General features: G+C 66.2%; 20 protein-coding genes and 1 tRNA gene. 11 read left to right on the top strand and 10 right to left on the bottom strand.

The genetic code is table 11. The features are described 5' to 3' along the window. Window positions 1-58: 58 nt before the first annotated feature. Together gltX and N539_RS0100645 are read right to left on the bottom strand one after the other, a co-directional pair. Window positions 59-1378, bottom strand: a complete 1320-nt coding sequence (gene gltX, locus N539_RS0100650) for a glutamate--tRNA ligase (RefSeq protein WP_028968702.1) — start codon at window positions 1376-1378, stop codon at window positions 59-61. Further along, window positions 1375-3021 (bottom strand): NAD+ synthase, encoded by a 1647-nt coding sequence (locus N539_RS0100645; protein ID WP_028968701.1) that lies wholly within the window; start codon window positions 3019-3021, stop codon window positions 1375-1377. Before N539_RS0100645 ends, gltX begins: the two co-directional genes overlap by 4 nt. A 92-nt stretch (window positions 3022-3113) precedes the next feature. On the opposite strand from N539_RS0100645, the gene N539_RS0100640 reads away from it, so the two are divergent. The 4 genes from N539_RS0100640 (at window position 3114) to N539_RS0100625 (ending at window position 6237) form a co-directional block, all read left to right on the top strand. After that, window positions 3114-4049 (top strand): ribose-phosphate pyrophosphokinase, encoded by a 936-nt coding sequence (locus tag N539_RS0100640; protein WP_028968700.1) that lies wholly within the window; start codon window positions 3114-3116, stop codon window positions 4047-4049. Between the two features lie 89 nt (window positions 4050-4138). After that, complete coding sequence (locus N539_RS17470; RefSeq protein ID WP_051531086.1) at window positions 4139-5185, top strand: hypothetical protein; 1047 nt, start codon at window positions 4139-4141, stop codon at window positions 5183-5185. A gap of 3 nt (window positions 5186-5188) precedes the next feature. Beyond that, window positions 5189-5551, top strand: coding sequence for a cupin domain-containing protein (locus tag N539_RS0100630; protein WP_028968699.1), 363 nt, complete (start codon window positions 5189-5191; stop codon window positions 5549-5551). Between the two features lie 23 nt (window positions 5552-5574). Then, window positions 5575-6237, top strand: coding sequence for an SDR family oxidoreductase (locus tag N539_RS0100625; RefSeq protein WP_028968698.1), 663 nt, complete (start codon window positions 5575-5577; stop codon window positions 6235-6237). 3 nt (window positions 6238-6240) lie between these two features. Here N539_RS0100625 and N539_RS18035 read toward each other — a convergent pair whose 3' ends face one another. Continuing rightward, entirely contained in the window at window positions 6241-6564 is a 324-nt protein-coding gene (locus N539_RS18035; RefSeq protein ID WP_197018303.1) for a VOC family protein, read from the bottom strand. Here N539_RS18035 and N539_RS0100615 point away from each other — a divergent pair. The 3 genes from N539_RS0100615 (at window position 6505) to rplT (ending at window position 7875) form a co-directional block, all read left to right on the top strand. Beyond that, window positions 6505-7158: an SDR family oxidoreductase gene (locus N539_RS0100615; RefSeq protein WP_028968697.1), complete on the top strand. Its 654-nt coding sequence runs from the start codon at window positions 6505-6507 to the stop codon at window positions 7156-7158. The genes N539_RS18035 and N539_RS0100615 overlap by 60 nt on opposite strands. Before the next feature lie 132 nt (window positions 7159-7290). Next, window positions 7291-7494 carry a 50S ribosomal protein L35 gene (gene rpmI / locus N539_RS0100610; protein ID WP_028968696.1) on the top strand — a complete coding sequence of 68 codons (204 nt, stop codon included), beginning with the start codon at window positions 7291-7293 and terminating at the stop codon, window positions 7492-7494. 12 nt (window positions 7495-7506) lie between these two features. Then, the gene (gene rplT, locus N539_RS0100605) at window positions 7507-7875 is read left to right on the top strand and encodes a 50S ribosomal protein L20 (protein ID WP_028968695.1); all 369 of its coding nucleotides are present in this window, start codon (window positions 7507-7509) and stop codon (window positions 7873-7875) included. Window positions 7876-7929: 54 nt separating this feature from the next. Here the strand turns inward: rplT and N539_RS0100600 are convergent, their stop codons facing one another. Then, on the bottom strand, window positions 7930-8841 hold the full coding sequence (locus N539_RS0100600) for a DUF5996 family protein (protein ID WP_028968694.1): 912 nt from the start codon (window positions 8839-8841) through the stop codon (window positions 7930-7932). A gap of 79 nt (window positions 8842-8920) precedes the next feature. On the opposite strand from N539_RS0100600, the gene pheS reads away from it, so the two are divergent. Both pheS and pheT read left to right on the top strand, forming a co-directional pair. Next, window positions 8921-9970, top strand: a complete 1050-nt coding sequence (pheS, locus tag N539_RS0100595) for a phenylalanine--tRNA ligase subunit alpha (protein WP_051531084.1) — start codon at window positions 8921-8923, stop codon at window positions 9968-9970. Continuing rightward, window positions 9967-12315, top strand: coding sequence for a phenylalanine--tRNA ligase subunit beta (pheT, locus tag N539_RS0100590; protein WP_028968692.1), 2349 nt, complete (start codon window positions 9967-9969; stop codon window positions 12313-12315). Before pheS ends, pheT begins: the two co-directional genes overlap by 4 nt. Here pheT and N539_RS0100585 read toward each other — a convergent pair. Genes N539_RS0100585 through ftsE form a run of 4 tightly spaced genes read right to left on the bottom strand, consistent with a single transcriptional unit; the run spans window position 12312 to window position 15113 of the window. Next, a complete protein-coding gene (locus tag N539_RS0100585) occupies window positions 12312-12992 on the bottom strand; it encodes a lysophospholipid acyltransferase family protein (protein WP_028968691.1) in 681 nt (226 codons plus the stop codon). The two genes, pheT and N539_RS0100585, sit on opposite strands and share 4 nt — an antisense overlap. Further along, window positions 12992-13528 carry a YdcF family protein gene (locus tag N539_RS0100580; RefSeq protein WP_028968690.1) on the bottom strand — a complete coding sequence of 179 codons (537 nt, stop codon included), beginning with the start codon at window positions 13526-13528 and terminating at the stop codon, window positions 12992-12994. The genes N539_RS0100585 and N539_RS0100580 overlap by 1 nt, the downstream gene beginning before the upstream one ends. Further along, window positions 13525-14394, bottom strand: a complete 870-nt coding sequence (locus N539_RS0100575; protein WP_028968689.1) for a cell division protein FtsX — start codon at window positions 14392-14394, stop codon at window positions 13525-13527. Before N539_RS0100575 ends, N539_RS0100580 begins: the two co-directional genes overlap by 4 nt. Then, window positions 14394-15113, bottom strand: coding sequence for a cell division ATP-binding protein FtsE (gene ftsE / locus N539_RS0100570; RefSeq protein WP_028968688.1), 720 nt, complete (start codon window positions 15111-15113; stop codon window positions 14394-14396). Before ftsE ends, N539_RS0100575 begins: the two co-directional genes overlap by 1 nt. Window positions 15114-15221: 108 nt before the next feature. Between ftsE and N539_RS0100565 the strand changes: the two genes are divergently transcribed. Next, window positions 15222-16079, top strand: a complete 858-nt coding sequence (locus N539_RS0100565) for a zinc-ribbon domain-containing protein (RefSeq protein ID WP_156029674.1) — start codon at window positions 15222-15224, stop codon at window positions 16077-16079. Between the two features lie 2 nt (window positions 16080-16081). Here the strand turns inward: N539_RS0100565 and N539_RS0100560 are convergent, their stop codons facing one another. Next, window positions 16082-16300 carry a hypothetical protein gene (locus N539_RS0100560; RefSeq protein ID WP_028968686.1) on the bottom strand — a complete coding sequence of 73 codons (219 nt, stop codon included), beginning with the start codon at window positions 16298-16300 and terminating at the stop codon, window positions 16082-16084. Between the two features lie 172 nt (window positions 16301-16472). On the opposite strand from N539_RS0100560, the gene N539_RS0100555 reads away from it, so the two are divergent. Further along, window positions 16473-16559 (top strand) — tRNA-Leu (locus tag N539_RS0100555). A gap of 30 nt (window positions 16560-16589) precedes the next feature. On the opposite strand, the gene N539_RS0100550 is transcribed toward N539_RS0100555, so the two are convergent. After that, window positions 16590-19289: a hypothetical protein gene (locus N539_RS0100550; protein WP_028968685.1), complete on the bottom strand. Its 2700-nt coding sequence runs from the start codon at window positions 19287-19289 to the stop codon at window positions 16590-16592. Window positions 19290-19299 lie beyond the last annotated feature (10 nt).

The following is a 19299-nucleotide window of genomic DNA, read 5'->3' as shown; positions in this document are numbered from 1 at the left end:
TACATCATTACATTTGTTCCGCAAGAGGGATTTTGCGTCGCTGTGGCAAGATTTCCAATCAGCGCTTGGCGGCCGCCGCGAGGCGGTCGAGGGCGCGCTGCTTCCCCATCCGCGCCACCAGTCCGGCCATCTCCGGTCCGCTCTCGCGTCCGGTGAGGGCAAGACGGAGCGGATGGAACAGCTCGCGGCCCTTCTTGCCGGTTGACGCCTTCACTGCGTCGGTGAGCGCCCTCCACGGCTCCGTCGACCAGTCGAGTGGCTCGGCAGCGGTCACGGCATCCTTGGCAACCAGCCGTTCGTCATGGCTGAGCTCGGGGGGCTCGATGTCGCCGTGGAGAACCTCGAACCAGCCGCCGAAATCCGACAGATGCCCAAGGTTCTGGCGCAACAACAGCCAATCCTCTTCGCTCGCCTGTAGCGGAAGCCGGTCCGCGACCGCCGGATAGTCCATCTTGTGCAGCAGGCGGGCATTGATCAACTCGACCTCGCGTGGATCGAAATGCGCCGGCGCGCGGCCGAAATGCCCAAAGTCGAAGTCGCGAGCGAGCTCATCCAGGCTCGCCGCCGGCTCGACCGGCTGCGAGGTGCCGATCCGCGCCAGCACCGACAGCAACGCCATCGGCTCGACCCCTTCCTCGCGCAGATGCTCGGCGCCGTATGACCCCAGCCGCTTCGACAGCTTGCCCTCCGCAGCGACCAGCAGCGCCTCATGCGCGAACCGGGGCGGCGCGGCACCGAGGGCCACGAACATCTGCGTTTGTGCGGCACTGTTCGACACATGGTCCTCGCCGCGCACGACATGAGTGACGCCGAGGTCGACGTCGTCGATCACGCTCGGCAACAAATACAGCCAGCTGCCGTCCTCACGCCGGACGACCGGATCGCTGAGCAGCTTGGGATCGAACCTCTGCTCGCCGCGGATGAGGTCGTCGAAGACGATCGGCGCATCATGGTCGAGCTTGAATCGCCAATGCGGCTTGCGGCCTTCGGGCACCGGCGCATCCGCGGGCTTGCGCTCATAGACCGGCGGCAGGCCGCGCCCGAGCAGCACCTTGCGGCGAAGCTCGAGCTCTTCCGGCGTCTCGTAGCAGGCGTAGACCCAGCCCCCGTCCCTGAGGCGCTGGAATTCGCGTTCATAGAGGTCGAACCGCTCGGACTGCCGGAAAATTCGGTCGGGCGTCACGCCCAGCCAATCGAGGTCGTCGCGGATCGCCTGGTCGAACTCCGCCGTTGATCTTTCGCGGTCGGTGTCGTCGATCCGAAGCAAGAATTCGCCGCCGTTCTTCCGGGCGAACAGGAAATTGTGCAGCGCGGTCCGAATGTTGCCGACGTGAAGCCGCCCGGTCGGCGACGGCGCAAAGCGGGTGACGACGGTCACTTCGGGCCCGTGTGGAAGAAATTGCTGATCGGGTAGCGGCGGTCGCGGCCGAAGTTGCGGTTGCCGATCTTGACCCCGGGGGGCGCCTGGCGGCGCTTATATTCGGCGCGCAGCAGCTTCGTCTCGATATCGGCCACCAGCGCGACGTCCGCACCAGTCGCCGCCGCGACTTCCCTCACGCTCAGTTCCTTGTCGACCAGCCCCTCGAGGACGCGGTCGAGCACCGAATAAGGCGGAAGACTGTCCTCATCCTTCTGATCCGGCCGCAGCTCGGCGCTCGGCGGCTTGGTGATGACCCGCTCCGGCATGACCGGACCGTCGGGCCCAAGCGCGCCCTCGGGCCGCTTGTGATTGCGCCACTTGGACAGCGCGAATACCGTGGTCTTGTAGGCGTCCTTGAGGACGGAATAGCCGCCCGCCATGTCGCCGTAGAGGGTCGCATAGCCGACGCTCATCTCGCTCTTGTTGCCGGTGGTGAGCAGCATCTGCCCGCCAGAGTTGGACAGCGCCATCAGCGCCACCATGCGCAGGCGCGCCTGAACATTCTCGGCGGCGAGCGCGCTCATCTCGGGCAGCATCTCGGCAACCGCCGTGACCGCCGGGGCGATCGATACGACGTCATGGCGGCAACCGAGCAGCCGGGCGCACTCGCGCGCATCAGCGAGGCTCTCCTCGCTGGTATATTTCGATGGAAGCATCACGCCGCACACCTTGTCCGGTCCGAGGGCATCGACCGCGATGGCCGCGGACAAAGCGCTGTCGATCCCGCCGGACAGGCCGAGGATCACGCCCGGAAAGCCGTTGCGCCCGACATAGTCGCGCAGGCCGACAATCATCGCCTGGTAGACGTCCTCGGGGAACGTATCGACGATGTGGCTCTCCCGCGTCATGCAGCGCCAGCCCTCGACCGTCCGCTCCCAATCCGTGACGATGAGTTCCTCGTTCCAGTCGCAGAACTGGACCACCCGCTCTCCATCCGGATGGATGACGAACGACGAGCCGTCGAACACCAGCTCGTCCTGCCCGCCGACGCGGTTGAGATAGACGATCGGCAACCCGGTCTGGATCGTGCGCGATCGGACCAGGTGATAGCGGGTCTCGTCCTTGTCGAGCTCATAGGGGCTGCCGTTGGGCACCAGCAATATTTCGGCGCCGGCATCCGCGAGATGCGCGCAGACCACCTCCTGCCAGATGTCCTCGCAGATCGGCACGCCGAGCTTGGCGCCCATATAGTCGATCGGTTCAGGCAGCGGCCCCGGCGTGAACACGCGCTTCTCGTCGAAGGTGCCGTAATTGGGCAGCTCGCGCTTCAGTGTGCGGCCGATGACCTTGCCGCCCTGGGCGAGGATGAAGGCGTTGTAGACCGCGCTTCCTTCCGCGATCACCGTGCCGATCAGCATCGCCGGCCCGGGCTCGGTGGTCGCCGCCACCAGCTCGTCGGTGCATTCATGAACGCGTCGGACGAACTCCGGCTTGAGGATCAGATCCTCGGGCGGGTAGCCGGTCAGCTGCAGCTCAGGGCACATCAGGAGGTCCGCGCCCGTCGCCCGGCGGCGCATCTCGAGCATCGCGGCGGCGTTGGACGGGAGATCGCCGACGCGCTGGTTCATCTGGGCGAGCGCGATGGTCAGCTTGTCGGTCATGAGGGCGATTTAGCGAGCATCCGGCCCGCGGCAACCTTTACGCGCGCCGCGCTGCCCCGCTAAAGCCCCGTCACACGCTGGGGAATCATCACATGAAATTGCTCGCCGGGAACAGCAACCTGCCGCTGGCCCGATCGATTTCCGACTATCTCGAAATGCCGTTGACCGACGCCAGCGTGCGCCGCTTCGCCGACGAGGAGGTGTTCGTCGAGATCAACGAGAACGTCCGCGGCGAGGACGTATTCGTGATCCAGTCGACCAGCTACCCGGCCAACGATAATCTGATGGAGCTGCTGATCTGCATCGATGCGCTGAGGCGCGCGTCGGCCAAGCGGATCACCGCGGTGCTGCCCTATTTCGGCTATGCCCGCCAGGACCGCAAACCCGGCCCGCGTACCCCGATCTCGGCCAAGCTGGTCGCTAACCTGATCACCACCGCCGGCGCCAACCGGGTGTTGTCGATCGACCTTCATGCGGGCCAGATCCAGGGCTTTTTCGACATCCCCACCGACAATCTGTTCGCCTCGCCGGTGATCGCGGCCGACATCCATGCGCGGCTCACGAACAAGAACCTGCTGGTGGTGTCGCCCGACGTCGGCGGGGTGGTTCGCGCCCGCGGGCTCGCCAAGCGCCTCAACAACGCGCCGTTGGCGATCGTCGACAAGCGCCGCGAGCGCGCCGGTGAATCGGAGGTGATGAACATCATCGGCGACGTCGAGGGGCGCACCTGCATCCTCATCGACGATATCGTCGATTCGGCCGGCACCCTGTGCAACGCGGCCGCGGCGCTGAAGCAGCAGGGCGCGATCGAAGTCTTCGCTTATTGCACCCACGGCGTGCTGTCGGGCGCCGCCGCAGCGCGTGTCGCGAAGTCCGTGCTCAGCGAGCTCGTCGTCACCGATTCGATCTGGAGCGGCGAGGCTGACCCCGCCGAAGGCAAGATCCGCCGCTTGACCATCGCGCCCCTGCTCGCCGAGGCGATCCGCCGAATCGCCGACGAGACCAGCGTCTCCAGCCTGTTCGACTGAGTAAGATGACTGCTGCCCTTATCTACACTGTCGACACTTCGGGCGCTCTCACAGCAATGCGCCCATCTGGACCTCGCAACGAAGACTTCATGCAGGCCTTGGTCGCGGCCCATCCGGAGGTCATTGCCGACCGGGACGGCAACTTGCTGCTAATCAAACGAGAACAGCCGATCGCCGATCAAGTCGAGGGTTCCGGAAGATGGTCTCTTGATCACCTGTTCGTTACGCGCACCGGCATACCGGTCTTGGTAGAACTGAAGCGGGCAAGCGACACTCGACTGCGACGCGAGGTGGTCGGCCAGATGCTGGATTATGCCGCGAACGGGACGGCATACTGGCGGGCGGGGCGGATCGCCGAGAGCTTCGCGGAATCGATGACGAAGCTGAACAAGAATGCTGATGTGGTTCTCGCGGAATTCTTGGGCTTTGATCGAAGTCCGGATGAGTTCTGGCAGCAAGTCGATGCGAATTTTGCAGCCGGAAGGGTAAAATTGGTCTTTGTCGCCGACACGATTCCGCGCGAGCTGGCGAGAATCGTCGAATTCCTGAACGAGCAGATGCGAGCAGACGTGCGGGCTGTCGAACTTGCCTGGTTTGAAAGCGACGGAGGACTGACCGCGCTCGCGCCCCGGATCATTGGCGAGACCGAACGAGCGCAGGACAGTAAGGCTGCGCGATCAGACCGGGCGCCGATCTCGCGCGATCAATGGGTTGAGAAACATATCTTGCCACTCGGTCAGGCAGCGGTTGCTGCTGCGGAGGAATACATTGGTTTGATCGACAAAGCAGGTGGATCGGCACAGGTTACTTCTACTCAGGGCTCGATCATTGCGGTTTTTGAAACGGCGAGTGGGCCGCTCTATCCCTTTGGACTCGTGTACTGGAGCAAGGGTGCCGTTCAGTTCAACTTGAAGTATCTCGCATCGAATCCGGCTTTCGCGTCACCCGAAAAGCGCCAAGACCTGTATGACGGCCTAGTAAAAATCGTCGGGCCACTCTCCACAACGAACACCAACGGATTTCCGACGTTTTCGCTACAGCACCTCAATGATCCTGCCGGCAGGGCACTGCTCGGCCAATTTGTGCAGGAGCTTGTCGATTTGGCACGCTCGCAAGCCAGCGCCGGCCATCGCTGAAAAATGGACCTCGACGTCGTCCTCAAGCGCTTCGAGCGGCCCGACGAGGTGCGCGAGTTCGAGCTGGGGCGGTTCGAACTGGTCCACGCCGGCGGCATGACCATCGGCCGCGCGACCTACCAGCCGGGGTGGAAATGGTCGGTCCATGTCGGCGCGCCGCTCGGCCAGCCGAGCTGCCAGGTGGAACATGTCGGCATGGTCGTCTCGGGCCGCGCGACGGCCGCAATGGACAATGGCGAAATCATCGAGATGCGCGCCGGTGACATTTTCTACATCCCGCGCGGCCACGACAGCTGGGTGGTCGGAGACGAGGCGTATGTCTCGCTCCATTTCATGGGCGCCGACAAATATGCGGCGCACGATTGAGCGAGTCGCGCGTTAGCCCGCGCATGACGACCGTCCTGATCACCGGCGCGAACCGCGGCATCGGCCTCGAGTTTGCTCGCCAATATTCGAGCGACGGCTGGAGCGTGATCGCCACGGCGCGCGACCCAGCGGATACCGACGAGCTCAAGGCTCTTCCGGTGCGTGTGGAGCAGCTCGACATGGCTGACCTCGATGCGGTCGCCGACTTTGCCGCAAAGGTCGACGCGCTCGACCTGCTCGTCGCGAATGCCGGAACGAACGATCCGATGAACGCCGACACCATTGCCGAGGCGAAACGGTGGGCGAGGATGATGGTCGTCAATTCGATCGCGCCGTTCATGCTGGCGCGAGGCTTGCTGCCGAACGCGGCGGCGACCGGCGCGAAGCTGATCGCCATCACTAGCGGCATGGGCAGTCTTGCGGACACGACGGGCGGCTGGATCCCCTATCGGGCATCGAAGGCGGCGCTGAACATGGCCTGGCGCTCTCTCGCACTCGAGGCGCGGGCGCAGGGCGTAACGGCGGCGATGCTGAGCCCCGGCTGGGTCAAGACGCGCATGGGCGGCGCCGGAGCGGAGCTTACGCCGGAGGAGAGCGTCACCGCGATGCGCGGCCTGATCGAGCGGTTGACGATCGGCCAGACCGGGAAGTTCCTGCGCCGCGACGGCTCCGAAATTCCATGGTGAGGCTTAGCCGGGCTGGTCGGCCTTGACCGGCGCGCCGATCGACCAGCGGTGCCCGAACGGGTCTTGCACCTGGCCGTAGCGATCGCCCCAGAACTGATCCTCCAAGGCCATCGTCACGGTCGCGCCGGCGCCGACGGCCTGCTGCCAGAAGGCATCCATGTCGGGGACGTGGAGGTGCAGCGTGATGCCCTCGGACGCGGCCGGGACGCGACCAGCATCTCCAGCCTGTTCGATTGACTTGAGCGCGCGACCCGCGTGTACGAACCCATGCCGACCGTCCTGATCACCGGCGCAAATCGCGGCCTTGGCCTGGAATTTGCGCGCCAATATGCTGCCGACGGCTGGTCGGTCATCGCCACGGGCCGGCAATCGAGTTCGGAATTGGGCGAGCTCGGCGTGACGTTCGAGACTCTCGACATGGGCGATTTCTCGGCGATCGTGGGGCTTGGTCAGCGCATTTCGGAGTTGGACCTGCTGATCGCCAACGCGGGAACCCGCGGGCCGGAGACGGTGACGGGTGCCGACGACGCCAGGGAGTGGTCCGAAGCCTTTACGGTCAACGCGATCGCGCCTTTCCTCCTTGCCCAGTCGGTACTTCCTGCCATTCGCCAATCGGGCGGGAAGCTGATTGCGATCAGCTCAACCAGGGGAAGCCTTTCCGACAATTCGCCCGGCGGAAGCGTCGCCTATCGCTCGTCGAAATCTGCGCTGAACTCAGCCTGGCGGAGGCTGGCGATCGAGAACCCCGACGTCATCTGCGCGCTCTTCCATCCGGGCTGGGTAAAGACCGGAATGGGCGGCCCGTCGGCTCCGATCGATCCGGAGACCAGCGTCCGTAGCCTGCGCCGGCTCATCGGCGCGCTGGAGCCGCAACACTCGGGCCGTTTCTTCAATCCGCAAGGCAAGCAACTGCCCTGGTAGGTTGCATGTCGCGCCCCTCGTCTTTATAGGCGCGCGCTTTCCAGATCGTTGGAAAACCAATGGCCCGGCCGGAAGGCATGCCGTGGCGGTCGGATAACGTCGCGTCCCAAGGACGCACACAAGGAGACGAAAATGCCCAAGCTCAAGACCAAGAGCGGCGTCAAGAAACGCTTCAAGCTCACGGCGACGGGCAAGATCAAGCACGGGGTCGCCGGCAAGCGCCACCGCCTGATCAGCCACAACGCCAAGTACATCCGCCAGAACCGCGGCACAGAAATTCTCGCCGACGCCGATACGGCGCGCGTGAAGGCCTGGGCCCCGTACGGCCTGAAGTAAGGAGGCCGAGACATGGCACGCGTCAAACGGGGTGTAACCACCCGCGCCAAGCACAAGCGGATCCTGGAGAATGCGAAGGGCTATTACGGCCGCCGCAAGAACACGATCCGGATCGCCCGCCAGGCCGTCGAGAAGGCCGGGCAATATGCCTATCGCGACCGCAAGGTGAAGAAGCGGAGCTTCCGCGCTTTGTGGATCCAGCGCATCAACGCCGCGGTTCGTGCCGAGGGCATGACCTACGGCCAGTTCATCCACGCGCTGAACCTCGCCGGCGTGACGCTCGACCGCAAGGTGCTCGCCGACATCGCGATGCACGAGGGCGAAGCGTTCTCGGCGATTATCGCGCAAGCGAAGGGCGCGCTGGAGAAGAAGGCGGCTTAAGCCTTCTCAGCAAGGAACAAGGTGGGCGTCGCGAGAAATCGCGGCGCCCTTTTCTTATGGCGCCACCGGCTCGCGCTCGAGGGCGGCGCGGTCCCAGTGGGCGAGGTCGGCGGCCGCATCGTAGGTGGACTGGAGAAAGCCGGTCAGCATGGCTGGCGGATCCGGTGCCGAGCGAACGTCCGCATAGCGCAGGGTGAACTCGCCCAGCGTCTCATCGAACGATCCTCCCGCAATGGTCGACGTTCGAAACCCGTCGGGCTCGGGATACGCGTAGCTGTAGAAGATCGGATCGACGGCGGTCACGCCGCCCGGCCAGAAGCCGGCGCTGGATACTTCGTGGCTATAGGCTTCGCGGGTGATGCGGTCGGGCAAGCCCGGGATCCCGCCGGGATGTTCGGGTGCGCGACGGCCGGAGAAACGAGTCACGGCGAGGTCGAAACTGCCCCAGAAAAAATGGACCGGGCTGGCTTTGCCGAGGAAGCCGGCGCGGAAGCGGTCGAAGATCGGAACCACCAGCTGCAGCGCGGTCAGCAAGCGTCGCGCGCTGTCGGCATCGTAGCGGCGTTCGGCGCGGTCGTCGGCGAAGCGAACCGCGTCCGCAATCTCGTTGGGGCGGCCGTTGAAGGCCGACGGCAGCTCGTGCTTGTCGAGCATCGCGATCAGCCCCGCGTGAATATCCGCGATCGTCTGACCCGCGAAAGGAACCAGGTCGCGCCCGCCATCGCTGACGGCCAGCGCAATGCCGTGCGCGCACAGGTCGAGCGTCAGGGCGAAGCTGCGCCCGGGCGAGGCCGGAGCCGGGAGGATGGCCAGGCCGTTGGCGCGCGGGCGAAGGGTCAGGTGCCAGCCGTGGTTCTGCCAGGTCGCATGAGCTAGGCGAATCTTCCCCAGCATCTGGCTCGCGAGATGCAGGACCGCGAAGGTGTCGCCATCGCGCGCGGGATCGAGTTCGGGCCAATCGGTCATTGAAGCAGCCCTTTCGTGCCCGCCTTTGCATTTTGCAGTGCGGCATTGCTAGAGCGCCGCTGTGACTGACGCCGAAACCATGCTCGACCGGATCCTCGCTGCCGACAGCCTGCAGTCGCTCGATTCGGTCCGCGTCGCGCTGCTCGGCAAATCGGGCGAAATCACCGCGAAGCTCAAGTCGCTCGGCGGGATGGACGCGGAAACCCGCGCCGCGGAGGCCCCGAAAATCCACGCCCTGCGCGGGCGGGTCACCGACGCGATCGCAGGCCGCAAAGCCGAACTCGAATCCGCCGAGCTCGAACGCAAGCTCGCGACCGAAAAGGTCGACCTGTCGCTGCCTGCGCCAGACAGCATCAGCGGCACCGTCCATCCGGTGAGCCAGGTGATGGACGAGCTTGCCGAGATCTTCGCGGACCTTGGATTCTCGGTCGCCGAAGGGCCCGAGATCGAGACCCAATGGTACAATTTCACCGCGCTCAACATGCCCGAGAACCATCCGGCCCGCGCGATGCAGGATACCTTCTACCTCGAGCCGCGCGCGCCGGGCGATGAGCCATATGTCCTCCGCACGCATACCTCGCCGGTGCAGATCCGCGCGTTGGAAGTGCATGGCGCGCCGATCTACACGATCGCCCCCGGCCGTGTGTACCGTTCCGACAGCGATGCGACCCACACGCCGATGTTCCACCAGGTCGAAGGCCTGGTCCTCGACCGCAACATCACGCTCGGCCACCTCAAGTGGACGCTGGAGACCTTCCTCAAGGCGTTCTTCGAGCGCGACGATCTCGTGCTGAGGATGCGGCCGAGCTATTTCCCGTTCACCGAGCCGTCGGCCGAGGTCGACGTCGGCTGGTCGATGGAGAAGGGCCGCCGCGTCGTCGGCGGCAGTGAGGGATGGATGGAAGTGCTCGGAAGCGGCATGGTCCATCCCCGCGTGATCGCCAATGCCGGCCTCGATCCAGACGAGTGGCAGGGCTTTGCCTTCGGCTGCGGAATCGACCGGCTGGCGATGCTCAAATACGGCATGGACGACCTCCGCGCGTTCTTCGACGGCGATATCCGCTGGCTCAAGCATTACGGATTCAAGGCGCTCGACGTGCCGACCCTTTCCGGGGGGGTTGGCGCATGAAATTCTCGCTCGACTGGCTCAAGGCGCATCTCGACACGAATGCTTCCGCCGAAGAGATCGCCGACAAGCTGACCGCCATCGGACTGGAGGTCGAAAGCCTCGCCAACCCCGCCGAGGCGCTCGCCCCGTTCAAGATCGCGCGGGTGCTGACCGCGGAGAAACACCCGCAGGCGGACAAGCTCCAGGTTCTTACCGTCGATGCCGGAGACGGCGCGGTGCAGGTTGTCTGCGGCGCGGCCAATGCGCGCGCCGGCTTGGTCGGCGTGTTCGGCGCTCCCGGCGATTACATCCCGGGCACCGATATGACGCTGAAGGTCGCCGCGATCCGCGGCGTCGAATCGCGCGGTATGATGTGCTCGGCGCGCGAGCTGGAGCTTGGCGACGACCATAGCGGCATCATCGAGCTTCCGGCGGATGCGCCGGTCGGGACGCGCTACAGCGATTATGCCGCGCTCAATGATCCGGTGTTCGACGTCAACGTCACCCCCAACCGCCAGGACTGCATGGGCGTGCGGGGCATCGCCCGCGATCTTGCGGCAGCGGACATTGGGGCGTTGAAGCCGCTCGCAGTGCCGCAGATCGAGGGCGAGTTCGATTGTCCGGTGCCGGTGCGCATCGACGATCCCGGCGGCTGTCCCGCGTTCTTTGGGCGTGCAGTCACTGGTCTCGCCAATGGCGCCTCGCCCGAGTGGATGCAGCGCCGGCTCAAGGCCGCGGGCCAACGGCCGATCTCGGCGCTGGTCGACATCACCAATTATGTGATGCTCGAGCACGGCCGCCCGGCGCATGCCTATGACATCGCCAAGCTCAACGGAGGCCTCACCGCACGCGCGGCCCGCGCCAGCGAAAAGGTGCTGGCGCTGAACGAGAAGGAATATTCGCTTCAGCCGTTCATGACGGTGATCGCCGACGACCGTCAGGTCCACGACATCGGCGGCATCATGGGCGGCGAGGATTCGGGCGTCAGCGAGACGACCACCGAGGTGATGCTCGAGGTCGCCTATTTCACGCCCGAGCGGATTGCCCGGACGGGCCAGGCGCTCGGCCTCACCAGCGATGCGCGCAGCCGCTTCGAGCGTGGAGTCGATCCGGGTTTCCTCGACGAAGGACTGGCGATCCTGACCGGGCTTATCCTCGATATCTGCGGCGGAAGGCCGTCGGCCGTCGTGCGCGCAGGCCAGCCGCCGATCGAGCCCCGGACCATCGCCTTCGACTACGCGCGCACCGAGGCGCTCGGCGGGATCGCGGTCCCCGAGGCACGCCAGCGCGAGATCCTCTCCAGCCTCGGTTTCGAGATTGATGGCGACGAGGTTGGGGTCCCGACCTGGCGTCGTGACGTCGACGGCCCGGCGGACCTGGTCGAGGAAGTGGCGCGGATCACCGGCTACGACGAGGTGCCCTCAACTCCGCTCGAGCGGGCGCCCGGCGTGGCCAGGCCGACGGCGACGCGATCGCAACTGATGGAACGCCGCGTCCGCCGCACCGCCGCCCGCGGCCTCGACGAAGCGGTGACCTGGAGCTTCATCTCCGAAGCCGAAGCCGAGGCTGTCGGCGGCGGCTGGTGGCGCCTCGCCAATCCGATCAGCGAGGACATGAAGGTGATGAGGCCCTCCCTGCTTCCGGGCCTGATCGCCGCAGCGCGCCGCAACACCGACCGTGGCGCTCCGTCGATTCGCCTGTTCGAGATCGGGCGCCGCTATCTCGACAACGCCGAGCGGCCGACGCTGACCTTCCTGCTCGCCGGCCACAAGCAGGCACGGGCGTGGCAGTCCGGGAAGGCGCAAGGCTTTGACCCTTTCGATGCCAAGGCCGCGGTGCTGGAGCTGCTCGAAGCCGCCGGCGCTCCGGTCGCAAATCTCCAGATTTTCCCCGATGCGGGCGCCAGCTGGCATCCCGGGCGCTCAGCCCGGTTCGGGCTCGGACCCAAGACGATCGTCGCCAGCTTCGGCGAGCTTCACCCGAATCTGCAAAGGCAGCTCGACGCGCCCGCCGGCGCAGTGGCCGGAGAGATTTATCTCGACGCGATCCCGGCGCCGCGCTCGACCGACCGGGCGCGGCCAGCGTATGCACCACCAGCCTTGCAATCCACCACCAGGGACTTCGCCTTCATCGTTCCGCCCGACCTCGCCGCCGACAGCCTGGTCCGCGCGATCCGCGGCACCGACAAGGCGGCGATCACGGACGTTCGGCTGTTCGACCGCTTCGACGGCGCGGACGGGCTGTCGCTGGCGATCGAGGTCACGCTCCAGCCGATCGACAAGAGTTTTACAGACGAGCAAATCGGCCAAATCTCGGGGCGCATCATCGCCGCTGCCGAAAAGCTCGGGGCGCGGCTCCGCAGTTAGTTCAGCGCGTTGATCGCCAGGTGGACCCGCGCCTCGATGTCGTCGCGCTTGAGGCCGGGCGGGATCGTCTCGCCGATCTTGAACGTCACGGTGCCAGGCTGGTGGACGAGGCCGCGCCCCCATAGCCGGCCGCTGTCCACTGCGACCGGCACGACGGGCAGGCCGAGCGCACGATAGAGGGCGGCAAAACCCGATTTGAGCTCCGGAGTCGCGCCGGCCCGAACCCGCGTTCCCTCGGGATAGATGATCACGGAGCGGCCCGAGGCAATCGCCTGCCTGGCTTCTTCGACTAACCTGCGCAGCGCCCTGGCGCCGGCCGAGCGCTCGACCGCGATGATGCCGTAGCGTCGCGTCATCCACCCAAAAAAGGGAATGTCGGCCAGCTCTTTCTTGATCACGATTACCGGCCCGTTCGACAGCCGCACCATCTCCAGCGTCTCGAACATCGCCTCGTGCTTGACGGCGATCAGGTGCGGCCCCGCGGGAATCGCGCCTTCGACCCGGGTCTGGATGCCAAGCAGGTGGCGGGCCAGCCAATTGTGCATTCCGACCCAGCTCATCACGACCGCGAGGGTCGGCCGCCGCCCGAACACGCTAGCAACGAGTCCGCTCACCACCCACAGTGCCGTCGCCGGATAGAATAGCGTCGCGTAGAGCAGCGACCGCGCCCATGCCATCAGATGTCGGCCCAGACCGCGAGGCGCCTGAGCACATACTTATTATACTCGCCAAACAGCGTCAGAAAGCGCGGATCCGACCGCACTGCGTCGGGCACGATCCGATATTTGTCGCCCAGGACCTTGTGGAATTCGTAGCGCGCGCGACGCATGTGCCAGTCACTGGTGATCAGCCGCACCGACGAGAAATGCCGGTTGGCGAGCCAGCGTCCGGCTTCCTCGGCATTGGACCGCGTGTCGACCGATTCGCTGCCGAGATCGACGCAGCATTTGACGAGCTTGTTGCTGCCCTTGATGCGGCGCGCGATGTCGGCCTTGGTCACGGATGGGTCCGCTCCCGCCACCAGCACACGCTTTGCCTTATGGTCACGCAGCACATCGATTGAATGTTCGATGCGGCCGGGGCCGCCGGTCAGCACAATCGCGGCGTCGGTCGATGGGGAGTCGGCGGCTGCTGCCTTGCCGAGCGTGACCGCGAACAACACGAACCCGACCGCGTAGATCAATAGCAGCAGTGCGACGGCCCGGCTGATCATAGCGCCTCGCGCAGTGCCGCGAGCACCGCCGCCCGGGCAACCCAGGTCGCCAACGCCGTCAGCGCGAGCGGAAGCAGGGCCAGGATAACGAAATCCTTTGCGCCCAGCGTCGCACCGCCGGTGAGTTGCCCGGCAAACGCGGCTCCCGTCGCCAGCAGGACGAGAACGACCGTCGCCGCGGCGGCTCCGACGAGGCTGCCGGTGAGGGCATCGATTGCGATCTTGCGCTGAAACAAGCGGGCGACCTGGACGTCGGTCGCGCCCACACCGTGCATGATCTCGATCGTCGAGCGGTTGGTGTCGAGCGCACCGCGAGCGGCGAGCACGACCGCTGCGGCGGCAGCGCCGCTGAGCAGCAGCACGAGGCCGAGCGCGACCCACTGAAGAAGCCGGAGTGAGTTCAGCAACGGGCGCACCGTCTCCTCGTGGGCCGCGATCCTTGCATCCGGGGCCACCTTGCTCACGAGCTGCCGGATGCGGTTGAGATCGGTGCTCGGACGGACGTCGAAGTTGATGAGCGCCGGCACCGGGAGCTGGTCATTGGCGGCCTCCGGGCCCAGCCAGCGCTCGAGCGTGCGGCGCATCGCGGCTTCGGATACGGCGTCGGCGGAGGTCACCCCGGGAGCCGACCTCACCGCCCCAAGCACGGCGCCGAGATCGCGCCCGCCCGCGGGAACCTCCACCGAATAGCGCGTCTCTATGGCGCTGCTGAGCAAGCCGGCGGTGTTGGCCAAAGCGAGGCCGCTCGCCGCGATGATCATGATCGAGAAGCTCATGATCGCGATCACCCACGGCGTCGGCCCGCGAAAGCGCGCGCTGCCAAGCAGCCGGCGCTCGGCGGCCGTCGCGAACGCCCAGCGGGCCATCATGGCCGCCGCTCGGCAGCCGGAGTTGCCGGCGGATTGCGAAGGCTGCCCGTCGGGTCGACGACCGAGCCGCCCTCGAGTCGGATCATCTGCGCCCCCGGCGTCGCGCTGATCAGGCCGACATCGTGGGTCGCCACGACGATCGTCGTGCCGAGCCGGTTCAAGGCGGTGAACAGGTGCAGCAAGCGGTGCGCCATTTCGGCATCGACGTTGCCGGTCGGCTCATCGGCCACGAGCAAATCGGGACGGTTGATGACCGCGCGGGCGATGGCGACGCGCTGCTGTTCCCCGCCCGAGAGGGTCGGCGGCGGCGCGCTGGCGCGATCGCCGAGCCCGACCCACGCGAGCATTTCGCGCACCGGCCCTTCGACTTGCTCCTCGCTCGACCCCGCGATGCGCAGCGGCAACGCAACATTGTCGAACGCGGACAAATGGCGGATCAGGCGGAAATCCTGAAAGACCACGCCGATCCGGCGGCGGAAGGCGGGCAAAGCGTCGCGGGGCGCTTCGGTCAATTCCTCGCCGAACAGCCGGATGCGGCCTCGCGTCGGCCGTTGCGCGAGATAAAGCAGCTTCAGCAGCGACGTCTTTCCCGCGCCCGATGGGCCGGTCAGGAAATAGAAGCCGCCGTTCGCGAGGCGGAAGTCGAGATCGCGCAGCACTTCGGCGCCCGTGCCGTAGCGCAGGCCGACGCTGTCGAATTCCGCGATCGATTCCAGCTTCTCTGCCCTCCCTCGACGCCGAGCCCCCGCGGCTCGCCTTGCCAAGGCTGTCACATTCCTGTTTACCCTGTGAAAACCGTCCCGGAAGAGGGCTTTTACGCAAACATGATCCTGACCTGCCCGAGCTGCGGCACCCAATATGTCGTAAAGGACGGCGCAATTCCTCCCGGAGGACGCCAGGTTCGCTGCGCCGCCTGCAAGCATAGCTGGCACCAGGATCCCGAGGACCTCGAGCTCGATACGCCGATCGACGACGGTGCGGCACCCGTGGATTCCGACGAGGAGAGCCTTGCCGAAGCGACGCTGATCGAGCCGCGGAGCGGCCCGGAAGCCGAGCAGCGCGCGTACGAGGAATCCGTCCTTGGGGAAGCGGACGCCGAATCGGCACCGGCCGAATCCGACCTTCCGGTTGAGCTGTCTGACGCGGAACTCCCCGGCCAAATTGCCGAGCAGTCGGCTGCGCCCGCCGGTTGGGACACTCCACCCGAGGCCGAGGCCGCCGACGACAGCTTCAGCCCGTTCGCTGCTGCGGACGAGACCGAGCCGCGGCGGCGCCGGCCGCTGCTGACGATCCTACTCATCGCGCTGGTTATCGCCGCGCTCGCCGCGGCTTTTTGGTTCCTTGCTCCTCCTGAATGGAAGGCGCGCGTCGGCCTTGGCGCCGCCGGCGTCAGCCCACTGGCGCTGGTGACGACCCACATGGACCGTCAGCAGCTCGAAAGCGGCAACGAATTGCTGACCGTGACCGGTCGGGTGATCAACCCCACCTCGAAGGAGCAGGATGTGCCGGCGATCCAGGCGCAGCTCCGGAGCAAGGCGGGCAAGGTCGTCTACAGCTGGACGATCGCGCCGCCCGCTCGAACGCTGCCCGCCGGCGGAAGCGCAAGCTTCAACAGCGCCGAGGTCAATGTGCCGCCCGGCGGCGACGAGCTGACCATCAGCCTCGGCTCGCCGCGGGCCTGAACCTACTCGAATTCGATGAGCTTCGCCGGCTGGAGTCGCGCGCCCTGAGTGCGGACCATCGTATCACGGAGTTGCGGCGCGCTCTCATTCACTCGCTGGTCGAAGCGCAGGCGAACGCCGGAGATGACGCGAACGATCGCGCGCGCCTGCGCGCTCGCTGCCGTCGGGGCGCGGGGCAGCTCGGCCTGCGAGAGAACAGCGGCGGCGGCGAGGAGCACCATAAGACGTCGTAACGCGCCACAGGCGGCGTGGTAAACAAAGTCTTAATGCCGAGTCCCGCGATGGCACGATTGGGCTCGGGCAAGGCGGCATTGCGCGCCCTCGGGTGCTTTGCTAGGGGCCGCGCCTTGCCAGTAGCGGCGGCCGTCGGCCTGCCCGCTCATCTCATGACGTGCGGTCGTGGCGGAACTGGTAGACGCGCAGCGTTGAGGTCGCTGTGGCCGAAAGGCCGTGGAAGTTCGAGTCTTCTCGACCGCACCAATGATCCGAAAAACCTTCGCCAATCGAGCTTTACGGTGTGCCGGGTATGGTCCCGCCGACCGAGGCAATCACCGGCGCGGGCCGGACCTGGATCGCGCCAAGCCGCACGATCGCCTTTTCGGCGCTCACCTGAAGCGTAACGCCGAGGTCAGCGACGATCTTTGCCGACGTCGCCGACGATTGCGCGACGCGGATCGTATAGGAACCGTAGGCGACGCGCTCGAACAGGAAGGAGCCGTCGAAATCGCTTTGCGTGGTGGCAACGACCTTGCCCGACACGTCGACCAGCTCGAGGCCGAGGCCTTCGAACCCGAGCCCGCCACCTTTGACCACCGCGCCCTCGACGTCGCCGCCGCCGACCAGACCGATCTGAACCTCTGCCGGGACGCCCGGGCGGGGCATGATCACCTGGAGCGCCTCCTTCGGCACCAGCATCGGGTCGGCGAGGCTGGTCTGGTCGATGCCGACGGCGATCGGCTGATAGGGATTGAGGCCGCCGACAATGACCGATCCCCGGGCGTCGGTCGGACGGGCGATCTGGGTCGTGCCGGTGGTGACCAACGCGCCTTTCTCCAGCGGTTCCGACGGATCGCGCAAACCGTTGTCATTGAGGTCGCGATAGACGGTGGCGCGGACCGCGCCGGCCTGGGCCAGCGGCAGCCGCGACAGGTTGAGTCCGCGGCGCGGGTCGAGCGAGAAGTTGAGGTTGACGCCGAACGCGACCGAGCCATCGGTCGCCGCCTCGCCCGTCAGTGCGATTGCCATCGTGTCGAGGCGGCGAATATGGCTGATCCGGGCGCGCGCCTGATGAATGGTGGAATCGTAGGTCAGCCCACCTTCCCAATCGACATTTTCGGACGCGCTCCAATAGGCCGAGACCTCCGCGGTGCGGAACTTCCCCCGTGGCGCGACGTCGAAATCGGCGGCTGCGCGCAACCGCACGTTTCGGAACCGGCCGGTGCCGATCACTCCGAGATTGACTTCGCCGGGCCGCGCCGGGCCGGACGCAAGATACTGGCGCCGATAGGTGAGATCGGTGGCGAGGTTGAAGCGGTTGAGATTGGCCGCCAGCCGCGCCGCCGCGTCGAGCTGCTTCGTCCCGTCGCGCCGGTCGGTGTAATGGACGTCGGCATGCGCGGGCACGATGATCTTGCCCAGCTTCACCGGAAGATCAGCGGTCACGCGGAAATCGCGAAGATTCCCTAGGCGCCCTCCCTGCAAATGAAAATCGTTTGCAAGAAGCGCCTCGGCGCTGACGTTGACCGGGCCCACCCGGCCCAGCAGCTGGGCATGGGCAGCCGTGCCGCCGTTCGATTCGCGCGCAGCGCCGACCTCGATCAGCGCGGCGCCGATCGAATGGCGGACATTGGCCTCGATGAAGGTCAGCCGCTGGTCGTCGATGAGCATCATGCGCGCGAGCGCACCGACCGACGTCCGGTCGGTGATGCCATGCTCCACGGATGCCGTCGCCTGCGCTGTGGGCAGGACGATCCCGTCGGGCGGCTTCTCGATCGTCAGAACATCGCGGCCGGGCTGGTTGAAGCCGGCCCAATACCAGGTCTTGCCGGCCGGCACATTGTCCTTGCCGATATCGATCAGCTCGTCGCGCGTGCGGACCTGTCCCTGGGGGCCATAGAGGATGATTTGAACCCGGTTCTCACCGTACAGAAGTTGAACATCGTCAAAGACATAGCGCTGACCGGCACTCGGCTTGGCGAAGCCCAGCAGCTCGCCGTTGCGGTAGATCTCCGCCTCCCAGCCCGACGGCAGGTCGCCTTCGAAACGAGTGCGGTCGAACGCGGCGCGGACCGTCAGCGGCCGATTGGTGATCACCGCGCCGCGCCCGCTGGCAACCGTGCCGGTGAGGCCGCTGTCGAACCCCTCGACATCGCCGAAGCCGAAGTGCGTTGCCTTCACGGGCCCCAGCAGAGTGCCGTCGGGATCGGAGCGGTAGGCGCTGAAGCGCAATGTCCGCGGCTTGCCCTTAACGTTGGTCGTGATTTGCGCATTGTACGACAAGCGCGCGAGCTCTCCCGCGGCATAGATCGAGCTCTGGCGATCGACCCGGACGCCGTCGCTTGCGCGGTAGGTGACGCCGGCGCTGACGACGAAGTCGAGCGCCGGGGTGCGCCACATGCGATAGGGAACGCGGACCTGGGGCAGGCTCTTGAGGTCGAAGCTGGCCGGGCGGATGTGCTGCGCGCGCCGTTGCCGCTCGATCGCCAGCTCGACCGGAAGCTTGGCCTCCGATTGAAGCACCAGCACCGAACCGGCGGTGACCGGCTTTACGCCGATTCCGAACCAGCGGGCGAGAGCGCTGGTCTGGACGCACCAGCCGTCGGGCGTTTCGCGGATGGTCCCGGGGGCGATCGCTTCGCTCTTGCCGCCATACGCCGCGGTCATCGCCGCATAGTCGATCGAAATCCGGTTCTTCTCGGTGAATGCCCAGCCGCTCGCCTTCTTCCCGGCCAGATCGATCTTCATCGGCACGTCGAGCGTCGTCAAAAAGTCGCCTAAGACGACACAGGTGCCGTCGGGCGCATTGTAGGCGCGGACGCCGTCGCCGAGCTTCAGCTGGCGGATGTTGACGTCAAGAAGGAACTGGTCGTCCGGGTCGGCGGCCCATCCGACGGCGCTGGGCGTGGGTGCGGGCGCGGAGGCCCCGACGGCCCCGGCACATAGCGCGAGCAGCAGCGAAGCCCTGCGCAGCCATTGGCCGCGACCGAACATCGGGAGGATC

The sequence above is a fragment of the Sphingomonas sp. URHD0057 genome, from assembly GCF_000620665.1.
Lineage (GTDB): Bacteria > Pseudomonadota > Alphaproteobacteria > Sphingomonadales > Sphingomonadaceae > Sphingomicrobium.
Note: the sequence above shows the minus strand (reverse complement) of the source record. Positions and strands in the feature narration are given on the sequence as shown.

Coding starts and splice junctions, on each gene's coding strand:
- N539_RS0100645 (WP_028968701.1), bottom strand. CDS start 3,021: ATGACCGACAAGCTGACCATCGCGCTCGCCCAGATGAACCAGCGCGTC.
- N539_RS0100640 (WP_028968700.1), top strand. CDS start 3,114: ATGAAATTGCTCGCCGGGAACAGCAACCTGCCGCTGGCCCGATCGATT.
- N539_RS17470 (WP_051531086.1), top strand. CDS start 4,139: ATGCAGGCCTTGGTCGCGGCCCATCCGGAGGTCATTGCCGACCGGGAC.
- N539_RS0100630 (WP_028968699.1), top strand. CDS start 5,189: ATGGACCTCGACGTCGTCCTCAAGCGCTTCGAGCGGCCCGACGAGGTG.
- N539_RS0100625 (WP_028968698.1), top strand. CDS start 5,575: ATGACGACCGTCCTGATCACCGGCGCGAACCGCGGCATCGGCCTCGAG.
- N539_RS0100615 (WP_028968697.1), top strand. CDS start 6,505: ATGCCGACCGTCCTGATCACCGGCGCAAATCGCGGCCTTGGCCTGGAA.
- rpmI (WP_028968696.1), top strand. CDS start 7,291: ATGCCCAAGCTCAAGACCAAGAGCGGCGTCAAGAAACGCTTCAAGCTC.
- rplT (WP_028968695.1), top strand. CDS start 7,507: ATGGCACGCGTCAAACGGGGTGTAACCACCCGCGCCAAGCACAAGCGG.
- N539_RS0100600 (WP_028968694.1), bottom strand. CDS start 8,841: ATGACCGATTGGCCCGAACTCGATCCCGCGCGCGATGGCGACACCTTC.
- pheS (WP_051531084.1), top strand. CDS start 8,921: ATGCTCGACCGGATCCTCGCTGCCGACAGCCTGCAGTCGCTCGATTCG.
- pheT (WP_028968692.1), top strand. CDS start 9,967: ATGAAATTCTCGCTCGACTGGCTCAAGGCGCATCTCGACACGAATGCT.
- N539_RS0100585 (WP_028968691.1), bottom strand. CDS start 12,992: ATGGCATGGGCGCGGTCGCTGCTCTACGCGACGCTATTCTATCCGGCG.
- N539_RS0100580 (WP_028968690.1), bottom strand. CDS start 13,528: ATGATCAGCCGGGCCGTCGCACTGCTGCTATTGATCTACGCGGTCGGG.
- N539_RS0100575 (WP_028968689.1), bottom strand. CDS start 14,394: ATGGCCCGCTGGGCGTTCGCGACGGCCGCCGAGCGCCGGCTGCTTGGC.
- N539_RS0100565 (WP_156029674.1), top strand. CDS start 15,222: ATGATCCTGACCTGCCCGAGCTGCGGCACCCAATATGTCGTAAAGGAC.
- N539_RS0100560 (WP_028968686.1), bottom strand. CDS start 16,300: ATGGTGCTCCTCGCCGCCGCCGCTGTTCTCTCGCAGGCCGAGCTGCCC.
- N539_RS0100550 (WP_028968685.1), bottom strand. CDS start 19,289: ATGTTCGGTCGCGGCCAATGGCTGCGCAGGGCTTCGCTGCTGCTCGCG.